At 54.9% G+C, this 13,311-nt stretch carries 15 protein-coding genes; 8 read left to right on the top strand and 7 right to left on the bottom strand.

Annotated elements, in window-relative coordinates; translation table 11 throughout:
* The first annotated feature begins 75 nt into the window (after positions 1 to 75).
* From metN to proS, 6 genes are all read left to right on the top strand, one after another.
* Positions 76 to 1,107 carry a methionine ABC transporter ATP-binding protein MetN gene (gene metN, locus AC1MKH_RS04355; RefSeq protein WP_231825319.1) on the top strand — a complete coding sequence of 344 codons (1,032 nt, stop codon included), beginning with the start codon at positions 76 to 78 and terminating at the stop codon, positions 1,105 to 1,107.
* Positions 1,100 to 1,753 (top strand): methionine ABC transporter permease MetI, encoded by a 654-nt coding sequence (locus tag AC1MKH_RS04350; protein ID WP_015965818.1) that lies wholly within the window; start codon positions 1,100 to 1,102, stop codon positions 1,751 to 1,753. Before metN ends, AC1MKH_RS04350 begins: the two co-directional genes overlap by 8 nt.
* 241 nt (positions 1,754 to 1,994) lie before the next feature.
* Complete coding sequence (metQ, locus tag AC1MKH_RS04345; protein WP_149463200.1) at positions 1,995 to 2,810, top strand: methionine ABC transporter substrate-binding lipoprotein MetQ; 816 nt, start codon at positions 1,995 to 1,997, stop codon at positions 2,808 to 2,810.
* A 108-nt stretch (positions 2,811 to 2,918) separates the two neighbouring features.
* Positions 2,919 to 3,323 (top strand): Rcs stress response system protein RcsF, encoded by a 405-nt coding sequence (gene rcsF / locus AC1MKH_RS04340; RefSeq protein ID WP_015965820.1) that lies wholly within the window; start codon positions 2,919 to 2,921, stop codon positions 3,321 to 3,323.
* Positions 3,320 to 4,027: a tRNA (N6-threonylcarbamoyladenosine(37)-N6)-methyltransferase TrmO gene (tsaA, locus tag AC1MKH_RS04335; RefSeq protein WP_276221576.1), complete on the top strand. Its 708-nt coding sequence runs from the start codon at positions 3,320 to 3,322 to the stop codon at positions 4,025 to 4,027. Before rcsF ends, tsaA begins: the two co-directional genes overlap by 4 nt.
* 111 nt (positions 4,028 to 4,138) lie before the next feature.
* Positions 4,139 to 5,857 (top strand): proline--tRNA ligase, encoded by a 1,719-nt coding sequence (proS, locus tag AC1MKH_RS04330; protein ID WP_276221578.1) that lies wholly within the window; start codon positions 4,139 to 4,141, stop codon positions 5,855 to 5,857.
* 83 nt (positions 5,858 to 5,940) lie between these two features.
* Here the strand turns inward: proS and nlpE are convergent, their stop codons facing one another.
* The 3 genes from nlpE to AC1MKH_RS04315 are packed head-to-tail and all read right to left on the bottom strand — an operon-like array spanning position 5,941 to position 7,632.
* Complete coding sequence (nlpE, locus tag AC1MKH_RS04325) at positions 5,941 to 6,639, bottom strand: envelope stress response activation lipoprotein NlpE (protein WP_442961899.1); 699 nt, start codon at positions 6,637 to 6,639, stop codon at positions 5,941 to 5,943.
* 37 nt (positions 6,640 to 6,676) lie between these two features.
* A complete protein-coding gene (gene arfB / locus AC1MKH_RS04320; protein ID WP_231825321.1) occupies positions 6,677 to 7,090 on the bottom strand; it encodes an alternative ribosome rescue aminoacyl-tRNA hydrolase ArfB in 414 nt (137 codons plus the stop codon).
* A complete protein-coding gene (locus AC1MKH_RS04315; protein ID WP_276221582.1) occupies positions 7,087 to 7,632 on the bottom strand; it encodes a YaeQ family protein in 546 nt (181 codons plus the stop codon). The genes arfB and AC1MKH_RS04315 overlap by 4 nt, the downstream gene beginning before the upstream one ends.
* Positions 7,633 to 7,826: 194 nt before the next feature.
* Here AC1MKH_RS04315 and AC1MKH_RS04310 point away from each other — a divergent pair, with 194 nt between their 5' ends.
* Positions 7,827 to 8,027, top strand: coding sequence for a YaeP family protein (locus AC1MKH_RS04310; protein ID WP_015965826.1), 201 nt, complete (start codon positions 7,827 to 7,829; stop codon positions 8,025 to 8,027).
* Complete coding sequence (gene rof / locus AC1MKH_RS04305) at positions 8,014 to 8,274, top strand: Rho-binding antiterminator (RefSeq protein ID WP_015965827.1); 261 nt, start codon at positions 8,014 to 8,016, stop codon at positions 8,272 to 8,274. The genes AC1MKH_RS04310 and rof overlap by 14 nt, the downstream gene beginning before the upstream one ends.
* A gap of 16 nt (positions 8,275 to 8,290) precedes the next feature.
* On the opposite strand, the gene tilS is transcribed toward rof, so the two are convergent.
* The 4 genes from tilS to accA all read right to left on the bottom strand — a co-directional run bounded on the left by tilS (position 8,291) and on the right by accA (position 13,300).
* Entirely contained in the window at positions 8,291 to 9,586 is a 1,296-nt protein-coding gene (gene tilS, locus AC1MKH_RS04300) for a tRNA lysidine(34) synthetase TilS (RefSeq protein ID WP_276221585.1), read from the bottom strand.
* A gap of 61 nt (positions 9,587 to 9,647) precedes the next feature.
* The gene (locus AC1MKH_RS04295) at positions 9,648 to 10,037 is read right to left on the bottom strand and encodes a VOC family protein (protein WP_276221587.1); all 390 of its coding nucleotides are present in this window, start codon (positions 10,035 to 10,037) and stop codon (positions 9,648 to 9,650) included.
* A 45-nt stretch (positions 10,038 to 10,082) separates the two neighbouring features.
* Positions 10,083 to 12,236 carry a lysine decarboxylase LdcC gene (ldcC, locus tag AC1MKH_RS04290; RefSeq protein ID WP_276221589.1) on the bottom strand — a complete coding sequence of 718 codons (2,154 nt, stop codon included), beginning with the start codon at positions 12,234 to 12,236 and terminating at the stop codon, positions 10,083 to 10,085.
* A gap of 104 nt (positions 12,237 to 12,340) precedes the next feature.
* Entirely contained in the window at positions 12,341 to 13,300 is a 960-nt protein-coding gene (accA, locus tag AC1MKH_RS04285) for an acetyl-CoA carboxylase carboxyl transferase subunit alpha (RefSeq protein ID WP_276221591.1), read from the bottom strand.
* Positions 13,301 to 13,311 lie beyond the last annotated feature (11 nt).

The raw sequence follows: 13,311 nt of genomic DNA, 5'->3' as shown, positions 1-13,311 counted from the left end.
TCAGTTGACGGCTATCGACCGTTTCTGGCAGAAGAAAATGCCACGGCAAACCCATAAGCGATAATAAATAGTCTAATGATTAAACTTTCGAATATCACCAAAGTGTTCCAGCAGGGGAACCGCACCATACAGGCGTTGAACAACGTTAGCCTGCATGTTCCTGCCGGGCAGATTTACGGCGTCATTGGCGCATCCGGCGCGGGTAAAAGTACGCTGATTCGCTGCGTGAACCTGCTTGAGCGCCCAACCCAGGGAAGCGTTGAAGTAGGCGGCCAGGAGCTGACCGCGCTTTCTGAAGGTGAGCTGACCAAAGCACGCCGTCAAATTGGCATGATTTTCCAGCACTTTAACCTGCTCTCCTCCCGTACCGTTTTTGGTAACGTGGCATTACCGCTGGAGCTGGACAACACCTCTAAAGAGGAAGTGAAACGTCGCGTCACCGAGCTGCTTGATCTGGTCGGTCTTGGCGATAAACATGACAGCTACCCGGCAAATCTCTCCGGCGGCCAGAAACAGCGCGTGGCGATTGCCCGCGCACTGGCAAGCAACCCGAAAGTGCTGCTGTGCGATGAAGCCACCAGCGCGCTGGACCCGGCGACCACCCGCTCGATTCTCGAACTGCTGAAAGACATTAACCGCCGTCTGGGGCTGACTATCCTGCTCATCACCCATGAAATGGACGTGGTGAAGCGCATCTGCGATTGCGTGGCCGTCATCAGTAACGGTGAGCTGATTGAACAGGATACGGTGAGCGAAGTCTTCTCCCATCCGAAAACCCCGTTGGCGCAACAGTTTATTCAGTCCACGCTGCATCTGGACATTCCGGACGACTATCAGGCGCGCCTGAAAGCCGAACCGTTCGCCGACAGCGTGCCGATGCTGCGCCTGGAGTTCACCGGCCAATCCGTTGATGCGCCGCTGCTCTCAGAGACCGCCCGTCGCTTCAACGTCAACAACAACATTATTAGCGCGCAGATGGATTACGCCGGCGGCGTGAAGTTCGGCATTATGCTGACTGAAATGCACGGCGAACAAAACGATACACAAGCCGCCATTGCCTGGCTGCAACAACACCATGTAAAAGTAGAGGTACTGGGTTATGTCTGAGCCAATGATGTGGTTACTGGCGCGCGGCGTCTGGGAAACGCTGGCGATGACCTTTGTGTCCGGCTTTTTCGGTTTTGTAATCGGCTTACCGGCGGGCGTGCTGCTGTATGTCACGCGTCCGGGGCAAATTATTGAGAACGCAAAGCTCTACCGCATTTTGTCGGCGCTGGTAAACATCTTCCGTTCTATTCCTTTTATTATCTTGCTGGTGTGGATGATTCCGTTTACCCGCGTGATCGTCGGCACGTCAATCGGTTTGCAGGCGGCTATCGTTCCGCTGACCGTTGGCGCTGCGCCGTTTATCGCCCGTATGGTTGAAAACGCCCTGCTGGAAATCCCGACCGGGTTGATTGAAGCCTCCCGCGCAATGGGCGCCACGCCGATGCAGATCGTCCGTAAGGTTCTGCTGCCGGAAGCGCTGCCTGGCCTGGTGAATGCCGCAACCATCACGCTGATTACGCTGGTTGGTTATTCCGCGATGGGCGGTGCCGTCGGCGCAGGTGGTCTGGGTCAGATTGGCTACCAGTACGGTTATATCGGCTATAACGCGACGGTAATGAATACAGTACTGGTATTACTGGTCGTTCTGGTTTATTTAATTCAGCTATCTGGCGATCGCATCGTTCGGACTGTGACTCATAAATAACGTAATATACTCAAAATCATTCGAGTTGCTTCAAGGCGGCAAGAGAGTGAATCCCCAGGAGCGTACATAAGTACGTGACTGGGGTGAGCGACAAATCTGTCAGGAACAGATTTGAACACCGCAAAGCGGTGGCCCGTAAGGGCGAGGCTCATGGATGAGCCGAGTAATCCGCAGCCAACACAGAAGCAACTTGAAGGATGAAGAGTATAGACAACACAACTCGAAGAATTAAGGAAATAACATGGCGTTTAAGTTTAAAACTTTTGCGGCGGTCGGCGCTCTGATCGGTACTCTGGCACTGGCGGGTTGCGGTCAGGACGAGAAAGATCCCAACCACATCAAAGTCGGCGTGATTGTCGGCGCAGAACAGCAGGTTGCTGAAGTTGCCCAGAAAGTGGCGAAAGAAAAATACGGCCTGGACGTAGAACTGGTGACCTTCAATGACTACGTGCTGCCTAACGAAGCGCTGAGCAAAGGCGACATCGATGCAAACGCCTTCCAGCACAAACCGTATCTCGATCAGCAGATCAAAGACCGCGGCTATAAACTGGTCTCCGTTGGCGCGACCTTCGTTTACCCTATCGCGGGCTACTCGAAAAAAGTTAAATCGCTGGACGAACTGCAGCCAGGTTCTCAGGTTGCCGTACCTAACGATCCGACCAACCTTGGCCGTTCCCTGCTGCTGCTGCAGAAAGTGGGTCTGATTAAACTGAAAGACGGTATTGGCCTGCTGCCAACCGTTCTGGATATCACCGAGAACCCGAAAAACCTGAAGATTGTTGAACTGGAAGCGCCGCAGCTGCCACGTTCTCTGGATGACGCGCAAATCGCGCTGGCGGTAATCAACACCACTTACGCCAGCCAGATTGGCCTGACCCCGGCAAAAGACGGCATCTTTGTTGAAGACAAAGACTCCCCGTACGTTAACCTGATCGTGACTCGCGAAGATAACAAAGACGCGGAAAACGTGAAGAAATTCGTTGAGGCTTACCAGTCTGACGAAGTGTACGAAGCCGCAAACAAAGTCTTCAACGGTGGCGCGGTAAAAGGCTGGTAAGTTACCCCCGCTAAGCACTATCTTTCAGGACGGGCGCATGCCCGTCTTGTCATTTCTGCAAGCACCTGATTCAATAAGCGCTGGTCTATCATAATTCGAGGAAATACTATGCGTGCTTTACCGATCTGTTTAATAGCACTGATGTTAGGCGGCTGTTCGATGCTAAACAGATCTCCCGTTGAACCTGTTCAAAGCACCGCGTCTACGCCTAAAACGGAAACCGTAAAACCAAAACCTGTCCGCGCCACCCCGGTGAGAATCTACACCAAGGCGGAAGATTTGGTCGGCAAACCTTTCCGCGATTTAGGTGAAGTCTCCGGCGATTCCTGCCAGGCAACCAATCAGGACTCTCCGCCAAACATCCCGACCGCCCGCAAGCGTATGCAGATCAACGCCTCTAAAATGAAAGCGAATGCGGTTCTGCTGCACAGCTGCGAAGTCACCAGCGGTACGCCAGGCTGCTATCGTCAGGCCGTATGTATCGGTTCGGCGCTTAACGTTTCGGCGAAATGAGCACCTTCCAGTTCGAGCAGATAGGCATTATCCGCTCGCCGTATAGAGAGAAGTTCGCTGTACCGCGCCAGCCAGGTCTGGTGAAAAGCGGCGGCGGCGAACTTCACTTGATTGCGCCTTATAACCAGGCCGACGCCGTTCGTGGCCTGGAAGGGTTCAGCCATTTATGGGTGCTGTTTGTTTTCCATCAGACGATGGAAGGCGGCTGGCGCCCCACGGTTCGCCCCCCTCGTCTGGGCGGCAATGCCCGCATGGGCGTCTTCGCTACGCGTTCGACCTTTCGCCCGAATCCCATCGGCATGTCGCTGGTTGAGCTGCGGGGGATCCGCACCCACAAAGACCAGGTGATCCTCGAACTGGGTAGCCTGGATTTAGTGGACGGCACGCCGGTGGTGGATATCAAACCCTATCTGCCGTTTGCCGAAGCCCTGCCGCACGCCAACGCCAGCTATGCGCAGGACGCGCCGCAGGCCGCTGTCGATATCGCGTTTACCCGTGAAGTGCAGCAACAAATTTTATCCCTGGAAAAACGCTACCCGCGACTACAGCAGTTTATCCATGAAGTACTGGCGCAGGACCCGCGTCCGGCCTACCGTAAGAATGAAGAAGAAGGGAAAACCTACGCCGTGTGGCTCCTTGATTTCAACGTGCGCTGGCGCGTAACGCCCGCAGGCTTTGAAGTCTTTGCGCTGGAAGCCAGGTAAATTCGCTACACTCTCTTTTGACATCCCCTTCTCGCTGGTAAACTAAATCACTTTTTTTTGCATCAGGCTTGATTTGAGCCTGTTCGATCGTCCAACTGGAACCGTAACAACATGCGTACTAGCCAATACCTGCTCTCCACTCTGAAGGAGACACCTGCCGACGCCGAGGTTATCAGCCACCAGCTGATGCTGCGCGCCGGGATGATCCGCAAGCTGGCCTCCGGGTTATACACCTGGCTGCCGACCGGCGTGCGCGTCCTGAAAAAAGTCGAAAACATCGTGCGTGAAGAGATGAACAACGCCGGTGCTATCGAGGTGTTAATGCCGGTGGTTCAGCCATCTGAACTGTGGCAAGAGAGTGGTCGCTGGGAACAATATGGCCCGGAACTGCTGCGTATTGCAGACCGTGGCGATCGTCCGTTCGTACTCGGCCCAACTCACGAAGAAGTGATCACCGACCTGATTCGTAATGAGCTCAGCTCTTACAAACAACTGCCGCTGAACTTCTATCAGATCCAGACGAAATTCCGTGATGAAGTTCGCCCGCGTTTCGGTGTGATGCGTTCCCGTGAATTCCTGATGAAAGATGCCTACTCTTTCCACACTTCTCAGGAATCCCTGCAGGAAACCTACGACGCCATGTACGCCGCTTACAGCAAAATCTTCAGCCGTATGGGTCTGGATTTCCGTGCTGTGCAGGCTGATACCGGTTCTATCGGCGGTAGCGCATCCCACGAATTCCAGGTGCTGGCGCAGAGTGGCGAAGATGACGTGATCTTCTCTGACTCATCCGATTACGCCGCTAACATCGAATTTGCTGAAGCCGTTGCGCCGAAAGAACCGCGCGCTGCCGCCACTCAGGAAATGACGCTGGTTGATACGCCGAACGCAAAAACTATCGCCGAGCTGGTTGAGCAGTTTAATCTGCCGATCGAAAAAACCGTCAAAACGCTGCTGGTAAAAGCGGCGGAAGGCAGCAAATCTCCACTGGTTGCTCTGCTGGTACGCGGTGACCACGAACTGAACGAAGTCAAAGCAGAGAAACTGGCGCAGGTTGCCAGCCCGCTGACCTTCGCGACCGAAGAAGAAATCCGTGCTGTCGTTAACGCAGGCCCAGGCTCTCTCGGCCCGGTAAACATGCCGATTCCGATGGTTATCGACCGTACCGTTGCGGTAATGAGCGACTTCGGTGCTGGCGCGAATATCGACGGTAAACACTACTTCGGTATCAACTGGGATCGTGATGTCGCGACGCCTGAAGTTGCGGACATCCGTAACGTGGTTGCCGGCGACCCGAGCCCGGATGGTAAAGGTACGCTGCTGATTAAACGTGGTATCGAAGTCGGTCACATCTTCCAGTTGGGTACCAAGTACTCCGAAGCGATGAAAGCCTCCGTACAGGGCGAAGATGGCCGTAACCAGATCCTGACCATGGGCTGCTACGGTATCGGGGTAACTCGCGTGGTGGCGGCGGCGATCGAGCAGAACTTTGATGACCGTGGGATCCTGTGGCCAGAAGCTATCGCACCGTTCCAGGTAGCGATTCTGCCGATGAATATGCACAAATCCTACCGCGTGCAGGAGCTGGCTGAGAAGCTGTACGCTGAGCTGCGTGCGCAGGGTATCGAAGTGCTGATGGACGACCGTAAAGAGCGTCCGGGCGTAATGTTCGCGGATATGGAGCTGATTGGTATTCCGCACACCATCGTGCTGGGCGACCGTAACCTCGACAACGACGATATCGAATACAAATACCGTCGCAACGGCGAGAAACAGCTGATTAAAACCGGCGATATCGTCGATTACCTGGTGAAAGCCATCAAAGGCTAATTCGGGTTAAGTTATGAAAAAGCCTCGCGATTGCGAGGCTTTTTTGTCGGGTGGCGCTGCGCTTACCCGACCTACAGGCCGGATCAGTTACAACCTTTCCCCGGAATAAACTTCGTGTTGCTGTCCGGTTGTAACGTTTTCACCATCTCGCCCGTATCCGGGTTAGCTTCCAGGGTGAAATGCCCTTCCACCACCAGCAGTACAGGCTTAGTTTCCGTGCCACGCGCCACCGCATAATCACGTTCTAACTGCGCATTGCTGGCCACCGCCATCTTCTTGCCCGTGGCGCAATCGGTAAAGATTGCCGCATCCGCCATGTAGAAATACATCCCGCGCATCGCCATTGGCGTTGTCGGCAGGCTCGCCTTCACCGGCGCCAGCGTGTAGTTAAGCGTGGACTCAATCGGGTTTCCTTCCTGGTCGAGCATCTCCAGGTTATCACCTTTCACCCGATACCAGGACTTCTCGCCTTTACTGTCGGTTAACACCAGCTTCCCGGCGGTACGCGCCCAGGTGCCATAGCTGGCGAACGATGACGGCTCTTTTGCCACGCCCTGATAGCGTTCATTCATTACCCAGGTGCCATCTTTGGCGAGGAACAGCGAGGTTTCAATCCCTTCGCAATCGGCGCAAGGTAAAATACCGCGCCAGCTTTGCTGCATCGGTTTCAACTCAGCCATTTGGGCCGGGGCCAGCGTTTCCACTTCCGCACGATTGTTACACCCAAACAGTGCAAACAGCATACCGGCGGCAGCTATCGTCAATATTGCTTTTTTCACCATCAATTCCCTCTTTGATTTCTTATTACGTCCGCAGTCGTTAGTAGTTCACCTTGCCACGCAATGTTTTTACATTCGATTTTTGCGCTTTGGCATTCAGCCTGCGTTCTTTGGACGCGCGCGTTGGCCGGGTTGCACGACGACTTTTCTGTTCTGTCGTTAATTCCTTAATGACAGCCACCAGCCGCGCAATCGCCGCTTCGCGGTTCATCTCCTGACTGCGATACTCCTGCGCTTTAATGATAAACACACCGTCGGCAGAAATTAAGTGGTGACTGGCTGCCAGCAGCTTCTCTTTATAATAGTCCGGCAGGCTGGAAGCGCGGATATCGAAACGCAAATGGATAGCCGTCGAGGCCTTATTGACGTGCTGGCCCCCCGCCCCCTGCGCCCGGATGGCGGTAATGGTTATCTCTTCATCCGGGATACTGACCGCCCGTGAGAGAACAATCATGCCGGTTGCTGCCACGTCGTAAAATGAATTTCCAGATTATTCTGAGCATCCGATAACCAAATCGCGCCTTCCTGCAGCGTCGCCTGAAGCGTCATGGTGCGAGAAGCAAAGGCGCTGAGCTTCGCCAGCTGCTCGTCATCCAGATACCAGACGCTCAGTTTATCGAATGACGCCAGTTTGCTCTGGTTTTGTTGCCACCAGATTTCAGCCGCGCGGCTGTTATAGGTGAACAGCGCTACCTCCTTCGCCAGGCTGCACGCTTTCTTGATGCGGCGCTCGTCCGGCAGGCCGAGTTCAATCCACAGATCGATGCCCAGATGGTCGTTACGCAGCCAGATTTCCGGCTCATCATCGGCGCTCAGGCCACGGGTGAACTGGAGACGCTCATCGGCATATTTAATCCACGCCAGCAGGCGTAGCATCATGCGTTCCTGCGTTTCGGACGGATGCTGCGCCAGCGTCAGGGACGCATCGAGAAACTGGTTGCGGTCGATGTCAGCCACATTGACCACCGCCTTGTAAATTGTCGCTTTCAGTGCCATACATTAGCTCCTGTAAAAATGGCGCTCATTGTAACGAAATCAACGGTAAAAGGCTGTCGGGATTTACAGGAGCCGACATTCATCCTGCTGATAATGCTTAAATGAGTATGATATAGTCACCTTGCTAAACAGAGTTTATCTTCGTAGGCTTAACTTGCATCCACGGTTGAGTCAGAACGCTGACAGGAGGGCATGTGGACAATTATTGTGAGTTGATTCGTCAACGCTATGCGGAAATTGCCAGCGGAGATTTAGGGTACATCCCGGATGCGCTGGGTTGTGTACTGAAAGTATTGAACGAAGTTGCGGCGGATAGCGCCCTTTCAGAGTCGATCAGGGAAAAAGCGGCCTATGCGGCGGCAAACTTACTGGTGAGCGATTATGTCAATGAATGAGACCTATCAACCTATCAATTGTGATGACTATGACAATCTCGAGCTCGCCTGCCAGCATCACCTCGTGCTGACGCTGGAACTTAAAGACGGCGAAGTGCTGCAAGCGAAAGCCAGCGACCTGCTCTCACGCAAAAACGTAGAGTATCTGGTCCTTGAAGCCGGCGGAGAGAGCCGCGAAGTGCGCCTCGACCGCATTACCAGCTTCAGCCATCCGCAAATCGGCACCGTCGTGGTGAGCGAATCCTGAGTGAACAACGGGCAGCTTAGCTGCCCGTTTTTTTCCATTCCAGCTGTAAACCGGTTCCTGGCGTTATCGCCCCTTCCTGCGTCACAAACCGCCCCGCCGCTGCCACCAACACATCGTTATAAAACAGCAGCGGCGTGGTGTCGCGCAGCCACGGTGGGACACCCAGTTCCTGCCAGATTTTTTTCAGCTTACGACCACCGTTGCGCCCCACGATGTGAAGCGTGCCTGGGGCTTTAAAACGAATGGTGACGATTTCATTTTCGTGCGGTGGACGGATATCGCCCCCCGAAACCAAACGCACGTCTCCAACGGGTAAACTCAGGCACTGCGCAATATCAGGCCAGAGAAACGTTTTATCCCCCGGCGATACGCGCGTTTTCACCCACCAAAGTTGTTGCTGATAGCGACGAATCTCGTGATCGCCATGGCGCAGGCATGGGGCCGCATCCTCGCGTGCCTCGACAACTTCCTGCCAGATGCGCGTCAGCATATCGCGCGACGGCATAGCCGCATGATGTAATGCCAGCCAACGGCGTAACAGCGCGGCGCGGCGCGGGGCGCTCATAGTTAGCATCGGCGACAGATTCAGCGCGCCTTCCGGCGTCACCAGGCGGATCAGTTCCCCGGCCAGCAGTTCATCCAGCAGTTGCTCCTGTTCAGCACAGAGCGCCGCGCTACGGGCCGTGGCTTGTGCAAAATGGGGCCAGCGCTCGCTGAGCAGCGGTACGACACGTAAACGGAGGAAGTTTCGATCGTAGGCATCATCCTGATTGCTCTCATCTTCAATCCATGAGAGCTGGTGCGCTTGCGCCCACGCCAGCAGTGAAGCACGCGATGCATTCAGTAAGGGGCGAAGCAGATACCCTCTCGCAAACGGCATGCAGGCGGGCATGGCGGAAAGCCCCGCCGGGCCGCTTCCGCGTTTGAGCGCCAGCAGGAAGGTTTCACACTGATCGTCCAGATGCTGCGCCGTAACCAGCGCCTCGCCATCCTGTAACGCTTCACTGAATGCCTGATAACGCGCCTGCCGGGCCTGCGCTTCAATTCCCAGACCATCCTGCGCCAGCGTCACGCGCACAACCTGTAACGGGACATTCCACGCTAAGCATTGCTGCTGGCAATGCGCAACCCAGGCATCCGCGTGCTGACTCAAGCCGTGGTGAATATGTATTGCCCGCAGCGTAACGGATGGATTTTCCCGCCGCCAGCAGAGCAGCTGATGCAGCAATACCGTGGAGTCCAGGCCACCGCTGAAGGCCACCAGAAACTGGCGGTGAGGCTCAAGGGATGAAGTGAAAGCAGGCGTCGTCATGATGTTGTCATTAGAAGGCTAAGCCCGGCACGTTACCGGGCCGGACTCAGGGTTGCAAGCCCTACTGTTGGTACAGTTCCAGCGGCAGGCCGTCAGGGTCATTAAAAAAGGTAAAGCGTTTGTCCGTAAACGGATCAACGCGAATCGCTTCACAGGTTACGCCATGCGCCTGCAAATGCGCGACCGCCGCATCGAGATCGTCAACGCTAAAGGCCAGATGACGCAGGCCGCAGGCTTCCGGGCGGCTTGGACGCGCGGGCGGAAACGGGAACGAAAACAGCTCAATCACATACTGCCCGTTCAGCGCCAGATCGCCCTTCCAGGAATCGCGCTCTTCGCGATAAAACTCGCTCTGCAGGGTAAACCCCAGAATGTCACAGTAGAACGCCTTACTCTTCGCGTAGTCGGTCGCAATAATGGCAATATGGTGAACCTGTTTTAAACCCAGCATTCTTATTCTCCTTTATCGTTTTCAGCACGTTACCTGTGCCGGGGCTTAACGCGCAACCCCTTCGCCGCTTTTTAAGACTCGAACCCGGTAAACGCCGTTCTCATCACGCTTCGCACCGTGAATATCCGTCTCGAAGCCCGGATAGTGACGCCCGACCGAGCACAGCATCAGCAGAAAATCGAGCACCGAGCGGCTCTCTTCGGTGATCATCTCGCCCGGCATCAACAGCGGCACGCCCGGCGGATACGGCAGGATCATATTAGCGGAAACGCGACCCACCACCTCTTCCAGCGCCACCGTTTCAACGTCGCCTTTAATCTGACGCTGCCATGCCTGATGCGGCGTCATCTTCATTTCCGGCAGCACGTCAAACGCACGCAGCATTAAACGCGGCAGATCGTGCTGGCGGATCAGTTTGTGGATCCCCTGCGCCAGATCCTGAATACGCATATTGCGGTAGAAATCCGGATCTTCCGCGTAGAGATCCGGCAGCATGTTTTTCACCCGCAGATTAAGATCATAGGCACGCTTGAACTCCGTTAACCCGCGCAACAGGCCCATTGCCCGGGTTTTATCGATACCGATGCTAAACAGGAACAGTAGATTATACGGCCCGGTTTTCTCCACCACCACGCCGTGCTCATCGAGGTATTTCGCCACCAGCGCCGCAGGAATACCCTCGTCGCTCATGTTGCCCTGCTCGTCCATACCTGGCGTCAGGATGGTCACTTTGACCGGATCGAGGAACATATGATCGCTGTCGGCATCGGCAAATCCATGCCAGTCTTCCCCCGGCGAGACCGGCCAGCATTCTGCTTCGTCGATCTCTTCCGGCTGCCAGATGTCAAAGAACCAGCTATCCGACTCTTCACGCAGTCGCTGAACCTCTTTGCGGAAATGCAACGCACGCTCCACCGAACGGGTAATCAGACGCTTCCCAGGATTGCCGCGCAGCATCGCCGCTGCCGTTTCGATTGAGGCGACAATCGGGTAACTCGGCGATGTCGAGGTGTGCATCATAAAGGCTTCGTTGAAGGTATCTTCATCGTAGTCGCCTTTGATGTGAATAAGCGAAGCCTGCGACAGCGCGGCCAGCATTTTATGCGTCGATTGCGTTTCGAAGAACACTTTCCCCGGCACGCGCTCGCCGCTCATGCCGCTTTTGCCCTGATAAATTGGGTGGAAGTGGGTATACGGCACCCACGCCGAGTCGAAGTGAATCGACGGCACATCCAGCGTTTGCTTGATCCAGTTGGTGTTATACAGCAGGCCATCGTAGGTGGAATTCGTGATCACCGCATGCACCGGCCACTGTGCATTTTTAGTCGCATCAACTTTCTGTTGCAGGCTGTCGCGGGTAAATTCATGACGCGGGATGCCCCCGAGAATACCGAGCGCGTTCCGGGTTGGCTTCAGCCACAATGGCACCACATCGCTCATCATCAGCAAATGGGCGAGCGATTTATGGCAGTTACGGTCAATCAACAACGTGCTGCCGGCCGGTGCGGCGTACATGCCGACAATTTTGTTCGACGTCGAGGTCCCGTTGGTCACCATATAACTTTGTTCAGCGCCAAAGGTGCGGGCAATATACTCTTCCGCTTCCAGATGCGGGCCGGTGTGATCGAGCAGCGAACCCAGCTCGGTTACGGAAATCGAGACATCCGCCTTCAGCGTATTGGCGCCAAAGAAATCATAGAACAGGCAACCAATCGGGCTTTTTTGATACGCCGTTCCCGCCATATGACCGGGCGTACAGAAGGTGTATTTACCCTCATTCACATAGGTAAACAGCGCTTTGGTGAACGGCGGCGTAATGTTATCCAGGTACTCATCGGTGTACTGGCGGATGCGGGTGGCGATATCGCCAGACTGCCCCAGCGCATATTCAAAGAACCACAGCGCCATCCGCAGATCGTGGACGCTGACGTCCATCGTCGAATGGGTGTTAATGAAGGCGTAAAGCGGAAGATATTCGTTTAGTTGATTGATCTCGCTACACAGGTCAACGTTGTATTCGTCCCAGTCGAAGATAACGCCGCAGATACGCGGGTTATGTTCGATGAATTTCAGCAGGTCAGCGCTGTTTTGCGGCCAGATAATTTTGAAGCCCTGCGCGAGTAACGCGCTTTCCAGCTCCTTGATAGGCTCGTCTTTGTAGTAGACGCCGTGCGGCCCCATAATGGCGATTATATTCATGCGCTCCTCCTGGAAATGTTAGCTAATCATAGCCCAGCTAAATCACAGATAAAAAAAAGGGTCACGCAATGTGACCCTTTTTTAGCAAATATCTGATTAACCGCTTACGCGTAGCCGTAGCTCATCAGGCGCTGATAACGACGATTTTTAAGGTCGTCTTTGCTCAGCACGTCGAGATCGGCCAGATCTTCCAGCAGTTGCGCTTTCAGCGATGCCGCCATCACTTCCGGGTTGCGGTGCGCGCCGCCCAGCGGTTCTGGAATGATAGAGTCAATCAGCTTCAGCTCTTTCAGACGCGGGGCAATGATGCCCATCGCTTCTGCGGCCAGCGGGGCTTTATCCGCGCTTTTCCACAGAATAGACGCACAGCCTTCCGGTGAAATCACCGAATAGGTGCTGTACTGCAGCATATTCACTTTATCACCCACGCCGATCGCCAGCGCGCCGCCGGAGCCACCTTCACCGATAACGGTACAGATAACCGGCACGCTCAGACGTGACATTTCACGCAGGTTACGCGCAATCGCTTCAGACTGACCGCGTTCTTCCGCGCCCACGCCAGGGTATGCACCCGGGGTGTCGATGAAGGTGATGATCGGCATGTTGAAGCGCTCGGCCATCTCCATCAGACGCAGGGCTTTACGGTAGCCTTCTGGTGCTGGCATACCGAAGTTGCGACGGATTTTTTCTTTGGTTTCACGGCCTTTCTGATGACCAATGATCATCACCGGACGTCCATCCAGACGCGCGATCCCGCCCACGATAGCTTTATCGTCAGCATAAGCGCGGTCGCCGGCCAGTTCGTCAAATTCATCAAACGCCAGGCGGACATAATCCAGGGTGTACGGGCGCTGCGGATGGCGCGCCAGTTGGGCTACCTGCCATGCGCCGAGATCGGCAAAGATTTTGCGCGTCAGCTCTACGCTTTTTTCGCGCAGACGATGCACTTCTTCGTCGATGTTAATATCCAGTTTCTCATCCTGACGGCTAACCGCAGTCAGAGAATCGATTTTCGCTTCCAGCTCTGCGATCGGCTGTTCAAAATCAAGGAAATTCAGACTCATAGTATTCCTGT

The sequence above is a fragment of the Pseudocitrobacter sp. CD920760 genome (genome assembly GCF_057782505.1).
Note: the sequence above shows the minus strand (reverse complement) of the source record. Positions and strands in the feature narration are given on the sequence as shown.